Origin of the sequence: Streptomyces finlayi (genome assembly GCF_014216315.1) — a bacterium.
In the GTDB taxonomy this organism is placed as follows: Bacteria; Actinomycetota; Actinomycetes; order Streptomycetales; family Streptomycetaceae; genus Streptomyces; species Streptomyces finlayi_A.
Genome location: NZ_CP045702.1, coordinates 1,742,819 through 1,764,742, shown reverse-complemented (window position 1 = coordinate 1,764,742; position 21,924 = coordinate 1,742,819). Strand labels below are relative to the sequence as shown.

Here is a 21,924-nt window from a genome sequence, read left to right as displayed (position 1 = left end):
CGGTCGGGGTTGGAGGAGGGGGCAGGGCGAGAGATCAGAGGCGGGCGACAGCCGCCCGTGCGACCTGAGTGGCGGGTGCACATGTGGGGATCAGCGGATGCGACGAGGTGCCGCAGTTCCGGGTGGTCCGCTCGGAATGGGTGGGCGTCATCTCGTCGAGGTCGTGGGGTTCGTAGCTGTCCATGAGCGATTCCAGTCAGGGGACGTGCCCGAGGGTGCAACGCCCGGAGGTTTGAGCGGGCCGCGGTCACCGTTTCCTCGGCGCGGCTCCGCGTATCGCTGGGAGCGGGGGCAGACTGTTCTCCGCCGCGGGCGCCGCCGCGGACGGGGTGCCGGGAGTTCCGAGCTCCGCGAGGGCGTGCTGGATGAGCCGCTGGTCCTCTTGCTGGGCGGCGGCGGAGAGGGTTCGCCGGGAGAGCTGTTGTGCCAGCCCGACGTACACCTGGGACGCGAAGCCCATCTTCTCGGCGGCCTCGGCCAGGACAGTGCGGCTCGCCTCGGGTGTCTCGTCGGCGTCGTCGTAGAGCAGCGTTTCGGTGCGTGCGTGGATGGCGCGGGCGCACAGGGCTCCGGCGTGCGACACCTGGGCGGAGGCTTCAGCGAGTTTGGCGAGGTTCCAGTGCCCGTCCTTCATGGCCGCGTACTGGCTGGTGGACAGGACTTCCAGTTGCTGGGTACAGCTACGCGGCGCTGCCGTAGTCGTCCTGCTGGAGAGCGTGCTTGGCGATGGCGCGGGCGGTGATGCCCTTGGACGCGTGGGCCGAGGCGGCGGACAGCTCGTCGGCGCCGGGCTCCTGGTACCACGGACGGAGGTCGAGCATCGCGGCCCGCATGCCGGTGGCGAAGCACAGGGCGGTGCCCTTGGGAAGGGCGCGGATCGCGTCGGCGGGCAGGATCCGCTCCTGTCGCATGCTCACCGAGGTCGACTTGCCGGAGTCGGAGTGGGAGGTGGAGGTGGTTTCCACGTCGTGGTCGCCGATGAGCCGGGAGAGCTTGTCGGCGAAGTCGGGGTCGTCGATGCCGGCCCCGATGACCTTCACGGTCGAGGCGGACCACATGGCGTCCATGCCCGCGTCACCCCAGACTTTCTGGCCCTGGCGGTAGCTCTGGAGGATGGTGATCGGGATGATCCCGCGGCTGCCGAGGTGGGAGTACAGGTCCGGAAGGTCCGAGATTTTGCAGACGTTGGCGGCCTCGTCGAGGATCGCCAGCATCGGCGGGTCGAGACGTCCGCCGGCGCGCTCGGCCTGGGCGGTCGCCGCGCGCATGACCGAGTCCGCGCAGGCGGCGATCAATGCCGAGGCTCCGCCGCCGCCGTCCTTGCTCAGCAGGAACAGCGTGTCGGTGGAGGTGACGAACTGCGCGGGCCGGAACTCGGGGACGTCCTTCTGCGGCGTCACCCATGCCGCGATCTCGGTGTTGAGCAGGGCGGCGGCGTACTGGCGGGCGGTCTCGTAGATGCCGTCCCGTGTCTCCGGCGGTCCTTCGACGGTGCCCTTGAGCTGGGCGGCGACTGCGGCGAAATCATGGTCGCGGAGGATGTCGAGCGGGGTGCGGTCGGCGGGGAAGGCGAGCCACTGCATGATGTCGGTGATCGGCCGCTCGTCGAGGGCTGCGGCCAGTAGGAGCTGGGACAGGATGTTGCTGCCGGCCTTGGACCAGAAGTCGCCCTGCGCGCTCGCATCCACGCTCGCGGCGAGGAAGTGACCGGCCAACCGGCCTGCGCCGTCGAGGGTTTTCGCGCTGGCGAGGGGGTTCCACCACATTTCGCGGGCTGCGTGGGCGATCTGCTGCGGGTCCATGGTCCACACCCGTCCCACCTGAGTGCGGGCGTCGTAGGCGGTGGTGAAGGCATCCCCGGCGGCCTTGTTCGACGTCAGAAGGACCGGGCCGGGGGCGGCGAGCATGGAGGGGATGGCGAGCGAAGTGGTCTTGCCGGACCGGGGGGCCATGATCGCGACGGCGACGTCCTCGAAGCCCATCCGCACCTCGTGGCGGCTGCCTTGGAGGTTGCCGAGCAGGATGCCGGTGTCCTTCGCGTCGATGTGCTTGGCGTCCTTCAGGCTCGGGCGCAGCGAACGGGCCTTGTTGGTGATCGCCTTGGCCATCAGCGGCTGGATGTCCCGGGCCTTGGCCATGTCGGTGATCTTCTTCCGGCCGCCGCTGCGGTTCTTGTGCCGGGACCACAGGATGCCGGCCGCTGCACCGAGGGCCAGGAGGAGGAGCACGGGGACGATACGGGTGCTGATGAGCAGGGACGTTTCCCCTGCCTGGGGCCATAGGCGTTCGGGATGGAGCAGGGCGTTGGTCGGCTGGTACGGCGCCCAGGTGATGCCGGTCAGGTAGGCGGCAATGTTGCCGGACAGCCAGGCGAGGTGGGACAGGGGAACGACGACGGCGAGCACTCCGACCAGGAGGCGCAGGACGAGGTCGTACCCGTCGGTGGAGCTGTTGGAGGAGGGGGGCAAAGGGCTACGCGCTTCCGGGGTGGGGACGGAGGGGTCAGCGGCTGCGGCCGTTCGTGGCAGGCGGCGGTCGCAGCGGGCTAGGACACGCCGGAGGTCCGGCGCGGCGGCCGGCCAGGGAGCGGACACGCTCTTCCAGAGCCGTGGCGACCTGCACGGCGGGCACCTCGCGGCGGGTGCGGGCGATGAGGTTGGGGTCGTGGGCCACCAGGCCGTGCAGGCTGTCGGTGCGCGGCACGGGGCTCGGGTCGGCGAGCGCAGCGGTGAACGCGGCGACGAGGTGCGCAGGCGTGTGCTCGCCGAATCGGGCCTGCCACACCTGCTTCTGCAGCCCGAGCGTGACGGTGACGAACCACGCCCCTGGAGCCTTCGGCGTGCCCAGGCTCTCGACGTACGCCTTGTTGTCGGGCGACACGAGGCCGCACTCTCCGTAAGGCGACCAGCCGACCTGCTGGAGCGTCTTGTACGGGTCGGCAGCCGCCGCCGGAGCCGGGTCGGTGAGGGCGTCGGTGAACGCGGCAATGATCTCGACGGGAGTGCGGGCGCCGAAGCTCGCGTACCAGGCGGACCGGTCCGGCTCCGGGGCGTGTTGGAGGGTCCACCACTGGCCGTCGGGGTCGGGCTCCAGGCGCAGGAGCGCCTTCTGGTCGGGGCTGGAAAGCAGCACGCGCGGCATCAGGGGGTCATGGCCGTAGCTCCAGCCGCAGGCGCGGTGGAGCGGGACGGTGACCCAGGCGGGGTCTCCGCCCCCGGCCAGGTGACGCGGGGTGATGAACTCGACCTCGACACTCTCGGTGGGCGGGGGCACACTCACTTCCTCACCGGGGCGGCCCGGCCGGTTACGGGGGCCGTGGTCGGTGGCGGCGCCAGACGCGAGGGGGCTTTCAGGGCTGCGGAGTTGATCTCCCGCAATGCCTGGCCGTGGGTGGCCCAGTCGTCGAGGTAGCTCCATGATTCGGCGTGGTGCTCGGCGAGGGCGTTGTCGAAGACCGGGCTCCCGGGCCGGGCGTTGGCGGGGAGCGTGTCGAGGGTCGTCGTCCACTGTTCCTGCAGCCCTTCGAGCCGTTCGAGCGCGGCGTGCAGGACGCCCAACTGGTAGACCCAGCGGCTCTGTACGGTGTTCGCGGGCAGGTGGGCGAGCTGCGTTTCTGCGGTGCCCAGCAGGAGGCGGGCGTTGGTGCGCAGTGGCTCGAACGCCGTGTGGGTGTCGGCGTCGCGCTGGCTGGCGCGCAGCCCGTAGGCGTGGTCGTCGTGCGGCCAGCCGTCGAGGTCGGTGTGTTCGTCGGAGTAGACGTCCCAGGCGTCCAGGGTCTGCTTGCTGTCGCTCAGGTAGCTGTCGAGGTGGCGGAGGTACTCGCGGTGGGCGGTGTGATCGGCGGAGATGGTCAGGGTCCTGTCGGTTCAGCGGCGGACGGTCGGACGGGCGGCACTGGTCGTCGCCGGGGTCGTCGCGGGTTTCGTTGCCTGCCGGCGGGCTGCGCGTGCGTGTGAGCGGAGCGAATCGATGCGGGTGGTGTGCGCGTCGACCGTCTGCTGCGGAGTGAGTGGGCTGGGCACTTGCACGGCGCTGTAGTGAGCGGTGCGGTCGTACATGGCGCGCTGGAGCGGTGCGGGGTCGGCGAGTGCGGTGACGAACGCGGTCACGAGGTGTTCGGGCGTGTTGGCGTCGAAATACGCGTGCCAGATCCGCGGGCCCATGGGGGTTCCGTATCCCGGCTCGCACGTCTCAACGCGCCAGTACGCCGGGGCGTCCCGGTGGGAAAGCTGCTCTGCGTGGCACATGCCGTCCGGCGATACCGCCGCGTCGTCCGGCCCGACCTGCCAGCCCGCAGCCCTGAGCACCGTGAGGGGTTCCGGATGCGAGGCGGGTGCCGGGGAGATGAGCGCGTCGGTAAGGCCGGCGAGGAATTCGGCGGGGAGGAGTTCGCCGAACTCGGCGTGCCAGCCTCGCTCGGTGTCGGTGTGCTCGGCCTGCAGCCACCACCATGCGGAGGTGGTGGACTGCGGGTCGAACTTGAGGTGGTGGCGGAGGTCAGGACTGCGCAGGACGATCTCGGCACTCAGCGGGTCGGAGACGGCTTTCCATCCGGCGGCGGCCAGGCCGTGGGTGACGTGGCGCGCGTCCCCTCCTCCGGCGAGGTGGCGCGGGCTGGTGTCGAACGGGATCTGCCCGGCGTGCTTGGCGGCGAAGGCGGCGAGCTGCCGTTCACTCACCGGCACCAGCAGCACTCCGGCTCGCTCGCGGGAGCCTTCTCGACCAGGGCGCGCAGGTCGTCCAGGGCGTAGTGCAGGGTGTGCTGGTCGGACTGCTCCCACGCCGCGTCGCGCAACTCCGCTACCAGGAAGTCGGCTTCCAGGTTACGGGGGGTGTCGGGGTGCTCCTGCACGGTGCGGGCGAGGGCACGCAGGATGTCGGCGAGCTGCATGGGTATGCCCGTGTGCTCATCCAGCAGGGGCTCGGCCAGGGCGAGTGCCTCTTCGGGGTGGGGATTGCCGAGCAGGTAGTCGGTGAGGCGGGAGAGGGTCTCGGTCGCGGTGCGGATGGTGTCCGGGGTGAGTGCGGGCATGGGTCTCCTCGATGGTGCGGGGCGAAAGGTCAGCGGCGGGTTCGGGTGCCACCGGCATTGGCGTGGGGGCGGGCCGTGGTGCGGGGCCGGCTGCCTCGGGTGGTGTTGCGTGCCCAGGTGGCGGCACGGGCGGCGGTGATCCGGGCCTGCTGCCAGGCGCTGAGCTGGGAGGGCAGCACAGAGACGGATGTGGTGCGGATCTGTGTGCTGTGCGGGACGCGGCCGAGCGGGCGCATCACGGGCTCGGGGCTGGCGAGCGCGGTCGAGAAGGCTTGCACGAGGTGCATCGGCGTACTGGGTGCGAACTGGGCGGTCCAGCCGTTGCCTTGGCCGTCCTTCGCCCCGGCCCACCACATCGACTCGCTGCCGGGGCTCTGGTGGTACTGCACCCAGGCGTTGCCGTCGGGACTGGTCGCGGTTACATGGTCGGGGTGGGGCTGGTCGCTCCAGTTCTGGTCCTGTAGCGGCGCCCAGACGTTGGGGGCGTGCGCGGAGCGGGGCTGGGTGAGGGCGTCGGTGAGACCGGCGACGATCTCCACCGGCGTCTGCCGGCCGAGGACGGCCCACCACTCGTCCTGGTGGCCGCTCGCGGCGCCGTGGATCGACCACCCGCCGGGCAGGACGTAGGGGTCGTAGGCGATGCGGACGGTGCGGTCCGGGCTTTCCATGGCCAGGGGGCCGCCCGTTTTCGACTTGTCCCGCCAGCCGGAGGCGCGCAGGAATTCGGAGACGTGGCGCACGTCGCCGCCGCCCGCGAGGGAGCGGGGCTCGATGAGGTAGTGCTGCTGGGCCTGTTCGCCTGCTCCCCAGCCCTGCCACTGCTTGTTCTTCACCGGCTCCGCCGCACAACCATGGCGGATGCCACCGGTTTCGGCGGCGCGGTGCTGGCCGGTGCCGGGGGTTTCGCGAACTGCCGCAGCGCGTCGGTGTGATCGCTGAGGTCTGTGCCGACGTCGTGCAACTCGTTGGCGGCGCGGCCCATGGCCAGCCACACCTCGGGCGGGAGAGCGCCGCGGTGGACGTTGTCCCGGGCGAACCGCGACCCGGTTTCCATCAGCTCCGTCACCCCGGTGAGGACGCCGTTGTCGGGGTCGAGGATCTTGCCGAGGATCTGTGCGGCTATCTGGGGCGAGGCTTGGGCGAGGTGGTCATCCAGCGTCCTGAGCAGGCCGGTGATGTCCTCGGCGAGGCGTACGGGGTAGGACGACAGGTCGGTCATGTGCCTCCTGGGTGGATGGGCTCGGGCGGGCTGCTAGTCGTGGTGGCGGATGCGCTGGCTTTCGACGAGAAGGAACAGGTCGCGGCGCCGGGCTTCGTCGAGCGCGGCCTCAGGGCGACCGCCGGCCAGTGGGTTGGTCCGGTCGTGGCTGCTGACGGTGACGGCGCGCAGGTAGCGGCGGAACAGGGCGGTCACGAGGCGGGGCTTGAGGCGGGGCGTGATGGGCGGGGGTGCTACAGGTTTCTCCGATGGGTCGGGCGGTGCTGGCCGGGTGACACCGGCGGGGAGCCGGTACCACCCGGCCAGCTTCACGGGGTGCGGCGGGACGGTGCGGGGTGCGAGGGAGATGCGGCCGGTGCCGGGCGCTGCGCCGCAGGATTGGGTTTCCCGGTGCGGATCTCGCGCACGGCCTGCTGGTAGGCGGGCTCGTCGAAGACTTCGCCGGCGCAGCTGACCTCGTAGCCAGCCAGGAGGAGGGCGGGGATCGCGCGAGTAGCAAGGCGTCTCTGCTCGTTGACGCCGAGGTGCTCGGGCGCAACGTGCCAGATGTAGACGGGCCCGGCGGTACGGACCTCTTGGCGTTCGAGGCCGAGTTGTTCGAGCAGGTCGTGGAGCTTGGCCGGGGCGCCGGTGGGAGTGTCGGCGTGGATGGTCGTGGTCAGGGCCTTGACGTAGATCTCGACGTCGGTGCCGTACTCGTCGGCCAGATTGGCCATGGAAGGTTCTCCAGTTCAGCCTCGGCGGGGGGCGGGGGCAGCTGCTGCTTCCTCGGCTTCAGCGAGCCCTGTGGGCCGGGACACGCGTGGCAGCCGGTGCCGGCGGTACGGCGGCCGGAGTGGCGGCGGGTGCGGTCCGACCGGAGAGGTGCTGGAGGCCGGTGCCGATACCGTGAGCTTCGAGCTGCGGGCCGATCTGGCGCAGAGCGCGAGCCTGCGCTGTGGTGTCGTCACCGCTCAGGCGGTGGATTCCGGTCTGCGTGTCCTGGACGAAGCCGTTGGCCACCAGGACGGCGGCGGCTGTTTCTCCGACGGGCGCGGCGGCGACGCTGCCGTCCTGCTGCCAGGTCAGTACGACCCTTTCCGGCTGGGACGGCTGGGTGCCTCCGATGGTGTTGTGGCGGACCTGGGCGAGCGCCGTGTCGTAGCGGGCGAGGAGGTCGCCCGCTACGGTCTCGGCGCTCAGGAACGGGTCGTCCGTCAGCGCGATGCCATTGGGCTCGCGCACTCCGCGGTATGCCTCGTCGGGGAGAGCGCGGGGGGCGACGGCGGCGATGAGGAAGCCGTCGCCTTCGTCGTGCCTGTCGAGGACGGCGAGCTGGGCTCCGTCCGGGCGGCTCAGGAGGGCTGCCTGCTGGAGCGGGAATTCGGCGAGCGACTCGGCGACGAGGTCCAGGTCCCAGACCCGTTCGGTCAGTTCGACGAGGTCGTCCTTGTCCTGGGGCGAGTGGTAAGAGCTGGTCCAGGCGCCGGGGAGTTCACCGGCGAGGACGTCGGCGTACGAGGCGAGGCGCTCGGAATCTTCGTAATCGTGCATGGTGTCCTTGGGCGAGGTGGGGGTCAGCGGCGCAGTCCGGCGGCCACCGGCGGTGGCGGGGCGGGAACCGTGCGCGGCGGAGGCGGGCAGGCGCACACGGCGGAGCGCTCGCGTTCGGCAGCGGAGACCTCTTCGGTGCAGGTGCTGCGGCCGGGATGCGGGGCGTGCCGGTCGGCCAGCGCGTTGCGTGTGTCGCAGAGATCGGTGCGGATGGAGCGCAGGCGCTCGTCGGCGAGGTAGCGCAGCCGCCTGGCGATATGCGGGTCGGCTGCTTCGCCGAGTTCGTCATGGAACTCGGCGGTTGCAGCTAGGACTTCGCCCAGGGCGGCGAGGATGCCGTTGTGGGCGGCGGTCAGCTCGGTGAGAGCGTCGGCCACCTCCTCGGTCGTGGTGGCTGCGCGGATGCGCTCGGCGAGGTGGGAGACAGTGGCGCCCAGTGGCAGGTAACTGGGCGGGCGGGCTTGGGTGTCGAAGGCGGTGTCGCAGTCGACGTGGTACCCGGCGGATCGAAGCCGTGCGACGGCGCCGGTAGCGAGGCGGGACTCCTCGTCCTCGGCGAGACCGGTGGGGGCGCGGTGGTAGGTCTCGTGGACGCGGACGACGGAGACGAAACCGGTGCGCTGCAGGATGCTGTGCGCCTCGGGGTCTCCACCGCGGGCGAGGACCTCGTCGGAGTGCGGATCTCGGCGGATGTCCAGGAAGCGGTCGGCAAGGGGCAAAGAGACGTTTCTCCTACGGCGATCGATGTGCTGGGTGCCGGGCTGCGGCAGGCGGTGCGGCAGCTACACGGGGACGGGCCGCGGCACTCAGGTGCGCTGCCGCGGTGTCCAGGTCTTGCTGGACGGAGTGCAGCCGGTGGGCGATGAGCTCCAGGCGATGCGCTGTGGCGGCACCGGCCGCGCCGGGCTGTCGTGCGATCCGGTGAGCGGTGTGCTCGACGAGTCCGCGCACCGTGGCCAGCGGCCCGGACTGCTCGTCGGCGAGCTGCGACAGGATGGTCGCGAGCTGGGTGGACGCCACGGGGACGAGCCGGTCGGCGTTCTGTGGCCGAGAAGTTGGTGCGGGGATAAGACGCAGGTCCTGCTCGATGCGGCGGGATTCCTCCGAGAGGCGCCGCAGGGCATCGCCACGCTGGGGGGCCCACGCGCCATCCAGGCGGATTAGGTTGGCGAGCAGATCGAGGCGGCCGGGCTGGGCCTGGAGGGCGATCCACCGGCAGCCCTTCTCGTCACCGGGGACCTCGATGCCGGCGGCGCGGGCGAGCCGGTGGGCGATCTCGGCCCACTCGGGGCCGGCCAGCACACGGTCGTCGGGATGGAGCCGGACACTGAGGTGGAAGACGGCGTGCCGGTCATCCTGCGGGCTGGCGGCGAACGGGTATTCCAGATAGGGGTCTTCGAGGTGTTCGGTCCACTCGACGGACGTCCAGATCTTCTGCTCGTCGTCCAGGGTGTAGTAGTCGAGCCCCGGCCAGTGGGCGACGACAGTGTGCTCGGTGAGTCCCTCGTCCGGCGACACCGGGCGCCCCAGCGCCTCGGCGAGCGGCTCGTGCGGTGAGTGGGCCCGCTCGTGGAGACGGGGAATCACCGGCCGCCCCGAACGTCGGCGATGTGTACCAGCTGGTTGAGGGCGGTGGTGGTGTACCAGCCGCAGTCGATCAGCGTGTTGTCCCCGGTGTGCTTCGGCAGGAGGCGGTCCTCCATGGCGCGCAGGTGGATCAGGCAGTCCGGGCAGCGACGGGAGAGGTGGACGAGGTAACGGGGGTGGGCGGTGATGTACGACTGGGCGCCGCCGGTCGCGTCGCGCAGCCGCCAGCCGTTCTCGTCGGTCGGGGTGTGCCAGGACGGGGTGATGACGCGCATCGCGTCTCCCCACAGTTCTCCCCCGGCGACCCCCTTCAGGACGACGACCGTGTCGCCGGCCCGGAAGTGGGCGTGGGTGATGTCCCGGTCAGGGGTGAGCGGGTCCGGTGTCGGAGCGAACACCGGAGTGGGTGGGGTCAGGGACATACGGTTCCTTCCACGCGAGGCGGGTGGCGGTGGGAGGAACAATGGTCCGGAAGATCGCCGGTTTGGCTAACCGGCGTTTCCCGGCTATGTTGCGCCTCCATCACCGGAACGGGTTCTCCGTCCCACGGTCTTCTTCGCCCGCTGCGTCGAGGAGTTCGAGCAGGTCAGCGCCCTCCGCATCCCGCTGGTCAATCCACCACCCAGCACGGGTGATCGAGCGGGCCTTCTCCTCCAGCTCCGCCCAGTCCGCCTCGTCCCAGGACCCCTCGACGACCAGCGAGGCGTGCGCGGAGACCATCAGCTGGTGACGGGACCGCTGACCCCAGTCCAAGGCCCGCTCCGGGCCCTCCAGCTGCGGCATGTCGAACTTCGTCGCCCACTCGACGGCAGCCTGCTGCTCCTCGGCCCGCTTCGCGGCGAGCCACTCTTCCTTGGACTCGGTGTCGGCGTCGCGAGCCGCCTTCCAGCATTCGCTGCAGTCCTTGGCCGCGAGCCAGCGGGCGAAACCGGCCCGCTTGTCGGCGGGACGCTTCGAAAGATCATGGACGACCTGGTGGGAGCACGAGTGCTCGACAGTCCACTGCGTACGGACAGCCATAAAGGATTCTCCTCAAGTAGGTTGCATTAGAAGGGTGTTGGCCTGCTGCTCAGGGGGCTTTGTGTCGGCCTGAGAGCGGGCGCCGGTGTCGGCCGCGCCGGGCGATGTGCCCGGCGGGGGCGAGGTGCGGGCGTGCCGCGAGCAGGACGATGAGTGCGAAGGCCGCGCCGGCGGCGGGGAGTGCGGCGCCGGCGAGGGCGTGGTCGGCGAGGCGTCCGGCGAGGGCGGTGCCCGTGGACTGCCCGACACCGATCGAAAGGATCAGCCACGCGTACGCCTCGCTGGTGCGGCCCGCAGGAGCGAGCGCGTCGGTGGACTGGTAGGCGCAGGCCACCAACACGGTGAGCAACGCGCCGGGGACGGCGACCGCGAGGGTGGCCGCGGACGGGCCCAGCAGCGCGAGGAGCGGGAGCCACCCGGCCAGGAACACGGCTCCTGCGGTGACCAGACGGCCGGTGGTGGAGCTGGCCCAGGATCGGTGGCCGTAGACGAGACCGCCCAGGAGGCTGCCGGTCGAGAACGCGGCGGGGATGATGCCGGACAGCATGTCCTGCCCGTGCTGCTCGGCCATGGCGATGGCCCACACGTTCATGCCTCCGATGGCGAACCCGACCCCGGTGAGGGAGATGAACAGCAACACCAGGCCGGGACTGGTCAGCCTGCGTACCCGGCCGGCGTCCTCGCTCGCGGGCCGTGCGGGGCACCAACGCCGGGAAGGCGGCGCGAAGGCGACAACGGCAGTGCCCACCAGGCCGAGGACAGCGGTGACATCCAGCGCGAGGGACGGCCCGTACGCGGAGGCGAGCGCGGCGACGAGCAGCGGGCCGACGATGTACAGCACGCCCTGCGTGCCGGTGTCGAGGGCGAGCGCGGCGTGCCGCAGCCGGGGGTTGGGCAGCACGCTCGGCCACAGGGCCCGGAGACCGGCCTCCAACGGTGGCGTGGTCAGACCGGCGGCGACGACGATCGCCGTGGCGAGGGCCGGCCCACCGTGCGGGCCGGCCAGGGGCAGGGCTGCCAAAAGTGCGGAGTTGAGCAGGGCGGCGGGGAGGTGCACGGCGCTTTGGCCATGGCGGTCCATCAGGCGTCCCTTGACCGGCTGTGCCACCGAGGAGGCCAGCCCGTACAGGGCACTGAGCAGTCCGCCGAAGGCGATGCTGCCCCCGGTCGCGGTGACCCACAAAACGATGGCTACGGGGGCCATTCCGTTGGGGAGGCGGCCGGTGAGGGTGCCGCCGAGCAGGCGGGCGACGTACGGGCTGCCCAGCACCGCGCCATAGGTGATGCGCGGCGTGGGGGCCGGTGGTGCGGTCAGGGACAACGGGGGCTTTCTCTCGGGGAATGGCGCCTAGCGGTGGCGGACGGTCGCGGCGGCTCGGGGCGGTGGCACGGGCGGTGTGGTGTCCACGGCGGGACGCGGGCGGGCCCGTGGCACAGGGACGCGGTGCGGCGGCAGGACGGCGACGGTCGCGCCGAGGTCCTCTGCGGCCTCGTGCACTTCGGTGGTGAGGAAGTCGATCTGCCGGCCGAGTGCGGCAAGGCGGGCGGCGATCTGCCGGCCTTGCACGGTCTCCAGTGCGGAGCTGAACTGGCCTGCGGTTTCCAAGAGTTCCTTGAGGCGGACCATCGGGCCCGCGTCGTATCCGTGCTGGGTGGCGGTGAGTAGCGCGTTGGATGCGTCACCGGCGGCCTGTGCTTCGGTGACGTCCCGGATGAGTTCCTGCAGGGATATCTCAGGGACGGGCTCCGGGCGGTTGAACCGCGAGACGTCCGCCCGCAGTACGCCGGGCGGGACAGCGGCGGGCAGCGCCTGCCCGGCCTCGTATTCGTGGGTGTAGTGCCCGATCACCTGACAGCCCGGTGCGTCCGGGTCGCCTCGCAGAGCGATCACCGTCGAGTCGTCGTCTTCGACCAGGTAGGCGAGGGTGATCGGCTGGCCGTCAGCCGCGAACCACGACTCGATCAGATCCAGTTCCCCTCGCCTCTGCGCGACCCGGGCCCTCTCGGTCCACATCTGCTGTTCGTCGCCGGTCAGCGGGGTCTGGGGCTGCTGGTGCTGGTCGGCGAGGTTGGCGGCGATGGCGCTGTGGTCCGCCCAGGCGGTGAGGTGAGGCCACAGGGCCGTGTGCTGCGCATGTTCGGCTGCCGAGCCGGGGGCGGCGGGCCGATCCAGGGCGTGGCGGATCTCGGCGGTGGAGGCGGCGAGGCCGTCGAGTACGGTGCGCCACCCGGTGGTGTGGCGGGCAGGCGGCAGCTCGTCGAGAGCACGGTGGGCGGCATCCAGCAGTGCGTCGGCGTACGGGGCGAGATGTGTGGTGTATGCCTCGACGGCTGCCTGGTAGCGCTGGGCGCGGGTGGTTGCCGCGGCGCCCGGGTGAACGGTGCGCCCGTAGCGGTCCCGTGTCGTGTCGAGCGCGGTCTCGGCCTTGAGGTCGATGACGGCCATCCGCAGTCGGAAGTCACGAGCTCGGCCAGCAAGGCTGGATGCCGACGGGACGGGGCTTGCGGGGGCCGGCTCGCTGCCGGGCTTCACCGGGACCGCCCGGCACCCGAGGCCGTCAGGTGGACGGTCGGCGCGTAGGAGGGCTTCGGCGGGATCGGACGGGCCGAAGGCGGCGAGGTGGTGGGCGGCGTACCGCGCTGCGTCGTCCGGCCGGCAGCAGCTTGGGCGAGGCGGCTGCGGCGCTCCAGAAGCCCATTCGGCAGAGCCGGACGCGGCGGGCCGGGCGAGGCTGCGGGATCAAGGACGATGTCGGCGTGCACTGCATATCCTTGACGACGAAGGTCAGTTACGGCCTGGCGTGTTCGACGGTGGCCATCGCGCTCGGGTTCACTGAGCCGGTACAGCCCGGGTGTGGTGGGGACGGGCTCGAACTGCTCGCGGGTCAGGAACCATTCGGCCAGGTGCTGGGGCAACTCTGGGGAGGCGGCGGCGACGAAGCCCAGGTCGGGGTGGGTACCGAAGCGGAATTGGTCAGACAGGGGAAGTCCTCTTCTCTACGGCATTTACAGGTGTGCGTTCGCCGCTGGCCGGGACGCAGGGGGCTGGGCCGGGCGGGTGGTGAGCAGACGGGGGCTGGGCGCGGACAGGGCCACCTGCCCGCCGGGGACGGCGGCGCGGGCCTGGCGCTCGAACGCCTCGCTGTCCGCGAGCCAGGTCTCGATCGCGGGTAGGACGGCGGTGCCGAGCGTGCTGCGCACCTGGCTCCACTCGTGGGCCGGCAGGACCGCGGGGATGGAGTACAGCTCCGTGCGCAGGTCATTGAAATCCGCCCACGCGTCCTGGCTGCCGGCGAGTGCGTCGCGCAGCCGGGCCATCGCGGCAGCGTCCTGGGGCCAAGGGCTCGCGGTGGGCCGGCACCGGCTGAGCAGGAGCGGGGCGTGCTGCAGGACGTCACGGAAGGAGAGCCAGGCGTGGTCGGCGAATGCACGCTCCATCTCCGGCAGCAGGCGCGAGTTGGCGAGCGGCACGCCTTCGCTGAACCGGCCGGACTCCTTGACCGCCTGCAGCGTCTCGTGCTCCGGACGGATCCGGTCCAGTGCGGTCATGACGGTGTCGAGCCGCCGGTGGTGCAGGGCCCTGCGGTAGGCGGGCAGGAAGGTGTGGGCGACAGCGCGTGCGGCGAGGTCCGTCGCAGCGGGCAGCGGGATGCTGCGCGGCGCGTTCGGCTCGTCCCAGTTGTCGTCGTACTCCTCGGTGGCGAAGGCGCCCACCAGGTAGCCGCTGGCGTGCCCGGGACGTTCGATCAGCATCAGCTCGGTGCCGGCATGGTTGTTCAGCACCACCGCACACGGGATATGGACGTCGAGCATTGCCTTCAGGAGGTCTCCGCTGTCCCACAGCGAGCCGACGATGTCCTCCTGCCAGTGCTTGCGGGGATAGATCTCCACCTTTGCGCTCCAGGTGCCGGGCAGTCGGGCGGCGATCTCCTGGCCGGTGTCGCCGAGGTAGGGGCGGCTGCTGGTGGTGATGCTCGCGCCGTGTTCGTGCGCGCGGTGCACCAGGGCGCTGGCGGTGTCGCGGGCTTCCTGTGCCTCGCTCAGCGGGGCGGCGAAGGCGCCGCCGGGCAGGCGGCTGAACCCGGCTTCCTGCAGGGCGTCACGGGCCTGGAGGAACTCCTCGCCGGCAGCGATGGCGACGAGGCCGTGGGTGTGGCTGGTCGAGAGGATGATTTCCGCGGTGGGCGGGTTGGTCATGTGGGTAGTCCCGAGGTCAGAGGCGCGCGCGAGCGGGCGGCCCTGCGGCAAGTTCCGGCGGCCGGACACTGAGCGCGGGCGTCGGCTGGTGGTCGCGGAGGAGGGAGCGCAGGCTGCGGCCGTACTGCCAGGCGTGTTCGCGGGCCGCCGTCTCCAGCAGGTCGTATCCGGGCTGGGCCGTGAGCTGGCCTGCGTGCTTTCGGTATCTGTACACGGGGGTGGGCAGCAGAATCCCGGGGGCGAGATTCGATATGCCGACGGCCGTGCAGTAGTCCTCGCCCTGGACGAGGCCACCCATCGGGGCGGCGCGTACGAGTTCGGTGCGAGCGAGGATCGTCGTCGGCCCGATCGGAATGGTGTCTGCCGGGGACTTCCAGTACGTCCACACATCGCCGGCCTCGTGCCTGCCGGGCGGGGCGGGGCACCGCCACAGTCGAGTGGTCCCGTCCAGGTATCGGTCCTCACTCCATCCGGCACACCAGCCAACCCCGGCCGATTCCAGAGTGTTCAGCCGCACGGACATGGCGTCGTCGGTGAACTCATCGTCGTCGTCAGCCCAGTTGCAGTACGGGGTGCGGACCAGCGGGAGGGCGAGGTTTCGGGCGCATGCGGCGCCGACCGGGCGAGGCAGGGCAAGGGTGCGGACGCGAGAGTCCTGTGCGAGCGGGGCGGGCAGGCGGTCGGGAGAGACCCCGTCGAGCGAGATGATCGCCTCCCAGGGAACGGACTGCCGGGTGAGGCTGGCGTGCATGGCGCTCAGGTAGCCGAGCCGGTCCTCCCGCAGGCGGCTGGCGATGATGACGGTGATCAGGGGCGTGGCGTGCGGGGGCAGAGGAGTCTCCGGAGACGAAGGGGCGACTAGCGGTGCGCGACGGTGCGCTGAGGGCTGGCCGTCGCGGGGACTGCGACAGGTGCGTTCTGGGGCGCCGTGTTGCGGACGGCCTGGATGACCGGTGCGGGATCGAGGGAGGACCAGTGCTCCGGGTCGTCGCTGAAGACGGTGCGAGGGTCGGTGGACCAGTCCACGAGCGGGCCGAGGTCTTCGTGGAGCAGGCTGACCACTTCGATGCCTTCCCTGTGCAGGATGTAGCCCCACTGCATGTCCTGGGCGTCAGCGGTGTAGTCGGTGACCGTCATGCGCACCGGTGGGGCCCCGTTCGGGGTGATCAGGTTCAGCGGGCGGCTGGGCCACTGCTCACCGCCGGTCAGCGCGGCTATGAGCGCGGGCGGGGCGTCGTCGAGGAGATCGGTTCCCAGCTGGTCCCAGCCGATGGCGACATTGTCGACAAGGTGGCAGGACATGGCCTCTAGTACTGCAACCGCATGTGTGGGTTTTGGCCTCGGCGTTGGTAGTGACAGCGGCGGGCTCGGGCCTGGCTGCGGCGTCGGAAGTGTGACCAGCGGAGACGGTGCTCGTTGTCGTGGCAGCGGGGCGTGATGACGACGTGCCCGATCATCCGGCGGATCTCCGGGACGCTGAGGGGTATGAGGTCTTGCTCGTCGTCTCGGCTGCCCCTTTTGTGGCTTCTGCGGCACGGGTGGCGGTCAGGTAGGCGAGGGCGGCCATCGCGAGGGTGATGTGCCGGTACCAGGCCCGGTAGAGACGAACTTGGTAGTGGTCCAGGCCGCATTCGCCCTTGGCGATCTGGAAGCATTCCTCCACCTGCCACCGTGCGCCAGCGGTTCTGACCAGGTCTTTCAGCCGGGAGGTGGCGGGGCCGTAGCAGACGTAGTAGGCGATCTCGGCGGGGTCGCTGATGCTGCGGCGGGCCAGGACCCAGTGCCCGAAGCCGTCCTGCCACTGCGGGCGGACAGCGATCCGGGCCCAGTCGTAGAACCGCTGACCGTGCGCGCCCGCTCCGGCGGAGATCCGCTTCCATCTCTGCCGGGGCACTGCGGTGATCAGGTCGCGCACCTCGGCGACCGCACCATCGGTGGTGGTCACGATGTCGTTGACCTTGGTGGCCAGTACATAGGCGACGTGCCGTTCCTCCAGCCAGGCCCGCATGTGTTTGACCTGGCCGTATGCCTCATCCGCAGTGACCCAGGCGAAGGGGACACGGGCGTCGATCACGCGTTGCAGCATCCACTTGAAATGCTCGATCTTCGTGGCGAAGGGCACCTCGTCACCGATCCCGGCCTGCCTGCACCGCTCGCGGTCATCGGTCCAGGAGGCGGGGACATACAGTTCCCGGTCGATCAGCGCCCGGCCTTTCACGGAGGCGTAGGCCAGGAACGTGCCGATCTGACAATTTTCCGTGCGGCCGGCCGTTCCGGAGTACTGCCGCTGGACACCGGCCGACTTGACGCCCTTCTTCAGGAAGCCGGTGTCGTCCCCGATCAGCACCGCGTCCTTGGCGCCGATCGTCTCGACGACGAAGTCACGCACGTCGTCACGGACGGCATTCTCGTCCCAGTCGGCGAAGTTCAGCAGCCGCTGGAAACCGTCGGGGCGACGCTGGCCAGCCTGCTCGGCCAGCGTCCACCCGTTTTTCTTCTCCAGCGGTGCGAGCAACGTACTCAGGTAGTCCAGCGCCCGCTCACGCGGCTCCGACCTGCCGAAACGGCCCGCAAAGCGAGCATGAAGATCGGCTATCCCCTCGGACCAGTTCTCGATCTGCGCGACCGTCAGCGATTCATCACACAGTCAGTCCAACGACCAAGACGGCGCCCTGTCACGCCACATGCGGTTGCAGTACTAGGTCGCGCCCGAACTTGTGGTGGTAGGCGGTCAGGAGCAGGGGGAGGTGGTGGCTGGGTACTCCGTCGAGGCGGACTTGGATACCGCTGTAGTGCAGGGGGTCGGTGGGGCGGGCGATGAAGGATCGAGTGGACAGAGAGGTCTCCACAGTCGGGATGTTGGCGTTCGGAGTCGGTCAGCGCGGTGCACGGTGCGTGCGGGCCGGAGTGAGCGGAGGCGGGCCGGCCGGAGCGGACGGAGAGAAGCCCTGCGTTCCGCTGGCGGAGGCAGCGTTGTTGTCGCCTTCCGGAAACGTGGGACTGAAACCGATGTCGGCCAGCCGCTGCGCGGCCTGGCGGGTGCGGGGAATGGGGTCCTCGACGGTCTCGGGCAGGTAGCACTTGCCGGACGCGGGGTCGAGGAGGAAGCCTTCTCTTCCCAGGAGTTCGTACAGGGCGCGCGCGTAGACCGTGGTCACGCGGGGCCTGCCGTCGGTGCCGAGGGTGATGTCGACGGGCAGGTGTGGTCCGGCGCCAGCTCTGCTCTGCGCCATCATCGATGCGACGCGGTAGTCGAACAGCTGACGGCGGCGGACCAGAGCGGCGGCGCGCACCGGATCGGCGGGAACCGTGACGGCCTTAGGGGCGGCGACCCCGGCAGTGTGGTCGTGCTTGGTCCCTGCGGGGAGCATCGGCGCCACGACGAACTGGCTTTTTCGGGAGGGGTGTTCGGTGACGTACAGCTGGATTCCGCTGGCCGAGGTGAGGACCGACCGGTGGGTCGGGGAGCTGCGGTGCGCGGTGTAGGCGAGGGGGCCGGAGTTCCAGATGCGGTCGCTGGCCGGGTCTTCTGCCAGTGACGTGGGGTGGGCTTCGGCCTGCCAGCGGCCGGGCAGTCGGGTGCCGACGGCGTGGACGAATGCGGTGAGGTTGTGGTGGGGCAAGGGCATCTCCGTGGGCTGCTGTCCGGGGCCCGGACCAGCGGGCGGGGCCCCGGAGGGTTGGGGGAAGCCGGGCCCGATTCGGCCCTGGGGTGAGGGGATGGCCTACGCGCGGTCCGACCATCCGGAAGCGACTGGCGGGCCGGAGGCGTCGGTGCGCGCGCAGGTGTAGCCGATGAGCCGGGACGGGGCGGCCTTCGCGGGGACGGTGGCGGCGTCGTTGCACACGAACGTGTACTGGATGGAGCTGCGCGGCACGCCGTGGAGCCAGGCCCGGTCGTCCTTGCCGGGGTTGATCTGGAGGCCGGAGTGCGCGACGGCGTCGGTCTGGGTGTGCGTGTGGGAGAAGAGGATCAGGGCGCCGCCGTCGCTCGTTTTGAGCGCGTAGGCGTCCTTGTAGCGGTTGGCGGCACCGGCGAAGACGGTGGTGCCCTGGTCTCCGTACCGGGTGCCGGTCTTGTCGTGGACCTCGATCTGCTGCTTGCTCGCCACGGTCGGCTCGAAGACCTTCGTGCCGGTATTCATGCCGCCGGTGGCGAAGTTGTCGAGGACCGCGGACCGCAGAAGGTCAGCGCCGGCTGCCAGTTGCTTGTTGCCGTTGGCGGCGACGGCCGTTGCGTAGCCGTCCTGGTCGAGGGCGACGTCGGGCAGCTTCTTGCCTTCAGGGTCGACGACGGAGACCAGCTCCCAGCGCTTGTTCTGGGGTCGTTCGGCGAACACGGCCAGGCGCGAGGGTGCCTTGCCCTTCTGGTCCGAGAGTGCGGCAGCGAACCAGCGGTCCTGTCCCGGGGTCAGCCGCGGGATGTACAGCTTGGCGCTCGCGGTGTCGTAGGACCACGGCTTGTACGGCTTGCGGTCAGCCTTGGGCAGGCCCTCGGTCTCGGTGTAGTCCGAGACGGACATCGCGTACAGCGGGCCGTCCTCGGCAGTGTCGAGCAGGGCGCGGTCGCGTGTGGCGTTGGCCTCGTTGTTGATCTTTGCGTAGTGGGTGATGACGTCCCGGGCCTGGGTGGTACTGAGGGCGGGCGTCGGCTTCGGCGTGGTGCGGGCGCTGGGGCCCTTCTCGTTGCCGTGGCTGTTGCTGTCGTTGGCGCAGCTGGTCAGAGCCAGGGCGAGAGCGACGGCGGAGCCGAGCAGCGGCAGGGTGCGACGGGCAATACGGATGGGGGCTCCAGAGTTCTTCAGGTCGGTGATCAGTGAGTGCGGGGGGTGGCGGTCGGCGTGGCGGGTCGTGGGGCGACGGGTACCGGGGACGGAGCTTGGGCGCTGCGGGGGGTGCGCGGCGGGGTGAGCCGTTCGGTGTCGGCGTAGAGCTGGCGGCCCGCCTCGTGGAGGTGGCGGCGGGCGCTGTCGAGCCGGTCGTCGAGTGCGGTGCGCAGGGAACGCTCGGTTTTGGCGCGTTCCGAAGAGCGGGGTAGGCGGGCAACCTGGTGCAGGCCGCCGGCGTGGGCGACGGCTTCACCGAGGTCGGCGAGGGCGCGTCCCACAGTGCCCGCGACGCGCGTCAGTGCGGTGACGCGGCGCTGAGTTGCCTCGTCCGTCTGACCTGGACGGCCGGTCGTCTCACGGTCGGCGTACGCGGCGGCGGTCGCGATGTGGATGAACAGTCCGGCGATCTCGCGGGCGCTTTCGTCCAGTTCGTCGAGGCTGTCGCGGGGGAACTGCGATATGCCGGTGAGCGGCATCTCGTCGGCCGCCCGGTAGATGCGCTCGGCCACTGCGCGCAGTTGGCTCATGGCGTCGTATTCGGAAAGCAGGGGAACTCCGTGGGGCACGTGCGGTCTGGATCAACGGTGGTGCGCGCGGGCGGTCTGCGGTGGCGCAGGCGGAAGCCCGGGGCTGGTGCGGGGTGCGCAGTGGCGGAGGTTCACGCCGATGCCCTTGGCGGTGAGCTGTTGGGCCACGGCCTGGACGCGGAGTGCGTGCACGCTCTCGCCGAGTTCGGCGGACAGGAGGAAGGCTGCCTGGTGCGGGTGGTAATTGAAGCCGGCGTCGTACAGCGTCGTACGGGCATCAGGTGGCACGCTTTTGTACGGAGCGCCCAGGGCTCCGTCGTCGTACATCGTCAGGGTGAGGACCTGGGAGACCTGTGGTGGGGCGGGGCGGTGCGGGGGTTCGGGTTGGTCCACCGCGTAGCGGAACAGCTCGTGCAGAGCCTGCTCGTATCGGGGCAGTACCCGGCGGGTGACGTCGGCGGCGGCACGCGCGGGGTCGTTGGCGACGGCGATGCCGTGGGGTTCCTCGACCTCGTCGAAGTGATGGGGCTTGAGGTCATCGTCGTCGGGTTCGAGCGGGGCGACGACGAACTGGCGCGGATTCCGGGGCCTGTCGCTGACGTAGAGCCGCTGGTTCTCGGGGCCATGCAGGACGGCGTCGTGAGCGAGAACGTACGTGCTGACGATGTAGCCGACGTGGCCGGAATCCCAGAGCTGGTTGGTGGTGGGGAACTGGTCCTTGTACTCCGCGTGGCGCTGGTACGTGCTGGTCCAGGCGCCGGGCAGGCGCTCGGCGAGGCCGGCGGCGAAGGCGGAGAGGTCGGTGCGTTGCGTGGGCATGGGCTCCTGGGTGCGACGCGGATGGGTTGCGGCATCAGCGTGTGTGCCGTGGACGGGCGGGAGGAAGGGCGGTAGGCGGCAGGGCTGGCGCGTGGGTCGAGAGTGCTGCTGGCCGGTGGGGCTGCGGGGGTGCGGTAAGGGAGCGCATCCGTTCCTCGGCCACGTGCAGCACCTCCCCGAGGTTCCTGATCTCGGCAGCGGCGTCCGCGAAGTCGTATGACAGATCGAAGCCGTCGTCCTCCTCAGCTTCCTTTGCCTTCTCCCCGGCTGCTTCGAAGAATTCGCCGAGCCGCTCCAGCAGGCCGTCCGTCGGGTCCAGGATCTGGTGCAGCAGCTCGGCGGCCTCCACATGCGAGTCGGTTCCGTTGAGCCGGTCGGTGAGAGCGAGGAGAGCGTCGCCGTAGAGGTAGGCGCCGTGTTGCTCCTTCCCGGCCGCACCGTGCTGGGCTTGGTGAGCGCCGCGCTGTTTGACTGCCGACACGAGCGGGTCTCCGGCCGACGAGGGAGGAACGGCGAGCAGCCCGAGCTGGATGAGCCGCTGGTCGACGGCCTCGATCAGGTGTGAGGCACTGCCACCGTGGCGTGCTTCGGGCCGCTCCGGGGCGCTGGGATCGGTGGAGGGAGCCGAGTCGTAGATCAACTCGAACAGCTCATGGCGCTCGGTGTGCTGGCGGGTCACGATCCACCCCTCCGGGTCCCCCGGCAGACGGTCCGGAGGAGGCTCCTGCGGCGGGCTGATGATCAGGTAGCTGTCGTCGGGGAGCGACACGCGGACGATGTAGGCACTGAGGCCGAACTCGATGTCGCACTCCAGCCCGCGCTGCCGCAGGGGTGTAGTGAGGTGTGCGTGGCGCTGCCACAGCACCTCCCACCGAGAGGTGTGCACATCGCGGTGGTCGGGGAGCGGAGCGAGCGGAGAAGCATCACCCGGCATGTCGCGCGTACCAGCGCGGACGGCGTACGGGGTGCCCTTGCCGTCAGCGGGCACGGTTGCTCCCGTGCGGGGCACGCGTACGGCGCAGGGACGGCATCCGGCGTGCGGGCTGCGGCGGTTGCTGCGGCGGTGGTAGCGGGGAGAAGTCGAATTCGTACTCGTCGTACGTGTCGATCAGGCCGTGTTCCATCTGCGCTTCGCGGTCGGCGACCTGATCCATCAGGTCA

The 21,924-nt window shown here is 70.6% G+C and carries 30 protein-coding genes; all 30 read right to left on the bottom strand.

The genetic code is table 11. The features are described 5' to 3' along the window. Positions 1-34 precede the first annotated feature (34 nt). Positions 35-184 (bottom strand): hypothetical protein, encoded by a 150-nt coding sequence (locus tag F0344_RS07990; protein ID WP_185298116.1) that lies wholly within the window; start codon positions 182-184, stop codon positions 35-37. Between the two features lie 63 nt (positions 185-247). Beyond that, positions 248-634: a hypothetical protein gene (locus tag F0344_RS07985; RefSeq protein ID WP_185298115.1), complete on the bottom strand. Its 387-nt coding sequence runs from the start codon at positions 632-634 to the stop codon at positions 248-250. A 46-nt stretch (positions 635-680) separates the two neighbouring features. Then, positions 681-2,468, bottom strand: coding sequence for a type IV secretory system conjugative DNA transfer family protein (locus F0344_RS07980; RefSeq protein WP_185298114.1), 1,788 nt, complete (start codon positions 2,466-2,468; stop codon positions 681-683). Between the two features lie 34 nt (positions 2,469-2,502). Continuing rightward, positions 2,503-3,273, bottom strand: a complete 771-nt coding sequence (locus tag F0344_RS07975; protein WP_258049757.1) for a DUF317 domain-containing protein — start codon at positions 3,271-3,273, stop codon at positions 2,503-2,505. A 2-nt stretch (positions 3,274-3,275) separates the two neighbouring features. Beyond that, positions 3,276-3,557, bottom strand: coding sequence for a hypothetical protein (locus F0344_RS35585; RefSeq protein WP_258049756.1), 282 nt, complete (start codon positions 3,555-3,557; stop codon positions 3,276-3,278). Positions 3,558-3,866: 309 nt separating this feature from the next. Next, the gene (locus tag F0344_RS07965; protein WP_185298112.1) at positions 3,867-4,685 is read right to left on the bottom strand and encodes a DUF317 domain-containing protein; all 819 of its coding nucleotides are present in this window, start codon (positions 4,683-4,685) and stop codon (positions 3,867-3,869) included. Next, entirely contained in the window at positions 4,676-5,032 is a 357-nt protein-coding gene (locus F0344_RS07960; RefSeq protein ID WP_185298111.1) for a hypothetical protein, read from the bottom strand. Before F0344_RS07960 ends, F0344_RS07965 begins: the two co-directional genes overlap by 10 nt. Before the next feature lie 29 nt (positions 5,033-5,061). Continuing rightward, a complete protein-coding gene (locus F0344_RS07955) occupies positions 5,062-5,865 on the bottom strand; it encodes a DUF317 domain-containing protein (protein WP_185298110.1) in 804 nt (267 codons plus the stop codon). Further along, on the bottom strand, positions 5,862-6,251 hold the full coding sequence (locus tag F0344_RS07950; protein ID WP_185298109.1) for a hypothetical protein: 390 nt from the start codon (positions 6,249-6,251) through the stop codon (positions 5,862-5,864). Before F0344_RS07950 ends, F0344_RS07955 begins: the two co-directional genes overlap by 4 nt. A 33-nt stretch (positions 6,252-6,284) precedes the next feature. Beyond that, positions 6,285-6,446, bottom strand: coding sequence for a hypothetical protein (locus F0344_RS07945; protein WP_185298108.1), 162 nt, complete (start codon positions 6,444-6,446; stop codon positions 6,285-6,287). Between the two features lie 113 nt (positions 6,447-6,559). Then, positions 6,560-6,967: a hypothetical protein gene (locus F0344_RS07940; RefSeq protein WP_185298107.1), complete on the bottom strand. Its 408-nt coding sequence runs from the start codon at positions 6,965-6,967 to the stop codon at positions 6,560-6,562. Positions 6,968-7,025: 58 nt separating this feature from the next. Then, on the bottom strand, positions 7,026-7,784 hold the full coding sequence (locus F0344_RS07935; RefSeq protein ID WP_185298106.1) for a hypothetical protein: 759 nt from the start codon (positions 7,782-7,784) through the stop codon (positions 7,026-7,028). A 23-nt stretch (positions 7,785-7,807) separates the two neighbouring features. Next, a complete protein-coding gene (locus F0344_RS07930) occupies positions 7,808-8,503 on the bottom strand; it encodes a hypothetical protein (protein ID WP_185298105.1) in 696 nt (231 codons plus the stop codon). 13 nt (positions 8,504-8,516) lie between these two features. After that, a complete protein-coding gene (locus tag F0344_RS07925; RefSeq protein WP_185298104.1) occupies positions 8,517-9,371 on the bottom strand; it encodes a relaxase/mobilization nuclease in 855 nt (284 codons plus the stop codon). Beyond that, a complete protein-coding gene (locus F0344_RS07920; protein ID WP_185298103.1) occupies positions 9,368-9,793 on the bottom strand; it encodes a hypothetical protein in 426 nt (141 codons plus the stop codon). The genes F0344_RS07925 and F0344_RS07920 overlap by 4 nt, the downstream gene beginning before the upstream one ends. Positions 9,794-9,893: 100 nt before the next feature. Continuing rightward, on the bottom strand, positions 9,894-10,391 hold the full coding sequence (locus tag F0344_RS07915; protein ID WP_185298102.1) for a hypothetical protein: 498 nt from the start codon (positions 10,389-10,391) through the stop codon (positions 9,894-9,896). A gap of 49 nt (positions 10,392-10,440) precedes the next feature. Next, on the bottom strand, positions 10,441-11,712 hold the full coding sequence (locus F0344_RS07910) for an MFS transporter (protein ID WP_258049754.1): 1,272 nt from the start codon (positions 11,710-11,712) through the stop codon (positions 10,441-10,443). A 27-nt stretch (positions 11,713-11,739) separates the two neighbouring features. Continuing rightward, on the bottom strand, positions 11,740-12,837 hold the full coding sequence (locus F0344_RS07905) for a hypothetical protein (RefSeq protein WP_258049753.1): 1,098 nt from the start codon (positions 12,835-12,837) through the stop codon (positions 11,740-11,742). A gap of 83 nt (positions 12,838-12,920) precedes the next feature. Next, entirely contained in the window at positions 12,921-13,373 is a 453-nt protein-coding gene (locus F0344_RS07900) for a hypothetical protein (protein ID WP_185302570.1), read from the bottom strand. A 24-nt stretch (positions 13,374-13,397) separates the two neighbouring features. Continuing rightward, positions 13,398-14,588 (bottom strand): hypothetical protein, encoded by a 1,191-nt coding sequence (locus F0344_RS07895; RefSeq protein WP_185298100.1) that lies wholly within the window; start codon positions 14,586-14,588, stop codon positions 13,398-13,400. Between the two features lie 16 nt (positions 14,589-14,604). Then, the gene (locus F0344_RS07890) at positions 14,605-15,399 is read right to left on the bottom strand and encodes a glycosyltransferase family 2 protein (protein ID WP_185302569.1); all 795 of its coding nucleotides are present in this window, start codon (positions 15,397-15,399) and stop codon (positions 14,605-14,607) included. A 47-nt stretch (positions 15,400-15,446) separates the two neighbouring features. Then, entirely contained in the window at positions 15,447-15,890 is a 444-nt protein-coding gene (locus F0344_RS07885) for a hypothetical protein (RefSeq protein ID WP_185298099.1), read from the bottom strand. A gap of 151 nt (positions 15,891-16,041) precedes the next feature. Next, on the bottom strand, positions 16,042-17,205 hold the full coding sequence (locus tag F0344_RS07880) for an IS701 family transposase (protein WP_185302568.1): 1,164 nt from the start codon (positions 17,203-17,205) through the stop codon (positions 16,042-16,044). Between the two features lie 58 nt (positions 17,206-17,263). Beyond that, entirely contained in the window at positions 17,264-17,437 is a 174-nt protein-coding gene (locus F0344_RS07875; RefSeq protein WP_185298098.1) for a hypothetical protein, read from the bottom strand. A gap of 27 nt (positions 17,438-17,464) precedes the next feature. Next, positions 17,465-18,211 carry a hypothetical protein gene (locus F0344_RS07870; RefSeq protein ID WP_185298097.1) on the bottom strand — a complete coding sequence of 249 codons (747 nt, stop codon included), beginning with the start codon at positions 18,209-18,211 and terminating at the stop codon, positions 17,465-17,467. A gap of 102 nt (positions 18,212-18,313) precedes the next feature. Beyond that, a complete protein-coding gene (locus tag F0344_RS07865; protein ID WP_185298096.1) occupies positions 18,314-19,111 on the bottom strand; it encodes a hypothetical protein in 798 nt (265 codons plus the stop codon). 290 nt (positions 19,112-19,401) lie between these two features. Then, entirely contained in the window at positions 19,402-19,944 is a 543-nt protein-coding gene (locus F0344_RS07860; RefSeq protein ID WP_258049752.1) for a hypothetical protein, read from the bottom strand. A 51-nt stretch (positions 19,945-19,995) separates the two neighbouring features. Beyond that, positions 19,996-20,763, bottom strand: a complete 768-nt coding sequence (locus F0344_RS07855; protein WP_185298095.1) for a hypothetical protein — start codon at positions 20,761-20,763, stop codon at positions 19,996-19,998. A 34-nt stretch (positions 20,764-20,797) separates the two neighbouring features. Continuing rightward, the gene (locus F0344_RS07850; RefSeq protein ID WP_374940072.1) at positions 20,798-21,751 is read right to left on the bottom strand and encodes a hypothetical protein; all 954 of its coding nucleotides are present in this window, start codon (positions 21,749-21,751) and stop codon (positions 20,798-20,800) included. Next, positions 21,741-21,917 carry a hypothetical protein gene (locus tag F0344_RS07845; RefSeq protein WP_185298094.1) on the bottom strand — a complete coding sequence of 59 codons (177 nt, stop codon included), beginning with the start codon at positions 21,915-21,917 and terminating at the stop codon, positions 21,741-21,743. The genes F0344_RS07850 and F0344_RS07845 overlap by 11 nt, the downstream gene beginning before the upstream one ends. Positions 21,918-21,924: the final 7 nt, after the last annotated feature.

Coding starts and splice junctions, on each gene's coding strand:
- F0344_RS07990 (WP_185298116.1), bottom strand. CDS start 184: ATGGACAGCTACGAACCCCACGACCTCGACGAGATGACGCCCACCCAT.
- F0344_RS07985 (WP_185298115.1), bottom strand. CDS start 634: ATGAAGGACGGGCACTGGAACCTCGCCAAACTCGCTGAAGCCTCCGCC.
- F0344_RS07960 (WP_185298111.1), bottom strand. CDS start 5,032: ATGCCCGCACTCACCCCGGACACCATCCGCACCGCGACCGAGACCCTC.
- F0344_RS07950 (WP_185298109.1), bottom strand. CDS start 6,251: ATGACCGACCTGTCGTCCTACCCCGTACGCCTCGCCGAGGACATCACC.
- F0344_RS07940 (WP_185298107.1), bottom strand. CDS start 6,967: ATGGCCAATCTGGCCGACGAGTACGGCACCGACGTCGAGATCTACGTC.
- F0344_RS07935 (WP_185298106.1), bottom strand. CDS start 7,784: ATGCACGATTACGAAGATTCCGAGCGCCTCGCCTCGTACGCCGACGTC.
- F0344_RS07920 (WP_185298103.1), bottom strand. CDS start 9,793: ATGTCCCTGACCCCACCCACTCCGGTGTTCGCTCCGACACCGGACCCG.
- F0344_RS07915 (WP_185298102.1), bottom strand. CDS start 10,391: ATGGCTGTCCGTACGCAGTGGACTGTCGAGCACTCGTGCTCCCACCAG.
- F0344_RS07905 (WP_258049753.1), bottom strand. CDS start 12,837: ATGGCCGTCATCGACCTCAAGGCCGAGACCGCGCTCGACACGACACGG.
- F0344_RS07895 (WP_185298100.1), bottom strand. CDS start 14,588: ATGACCAACCCGCCCACCGCGGAAATCATCCTCTCGACCAGCCACACC.
- F0344_RS07885 (WP_185298099.1), bottom strand. CDS start 15,890: ATGTCCTGCCACCTTGTCGACAATGTCGCCATCGGCTGGGACCAGCTG.
- F0344_RS07865 (WP_185298096.1), bottom strand. CDS start 19,111: ATGTCCGTCTCGGACTACACCGAGACCGAGGGCCTGCCCAAGGCTGAC.
- F0344_RS07860 (WP_258049752.1), bottom strand. CDS start 19,944: ATGAGCCAACTGCGCGCAGTGGCCGAGCGCATCTACCGGGCGGCCGAC.
- F0344_RS07855 (WP_185298095.1), bottom strand. CDS start 20,763: ATGCCCACGCAACGCACCGACCTCTCCGCCTTCGCCGCCGGCCTCGCC.
- F0344_RS07845 (WP_185298094.1), bottom strand. CDS start 21,917: ATGGATCAGGTCGCCGACCGCGAAGCGCAGATGGAACACGGCCTGATC.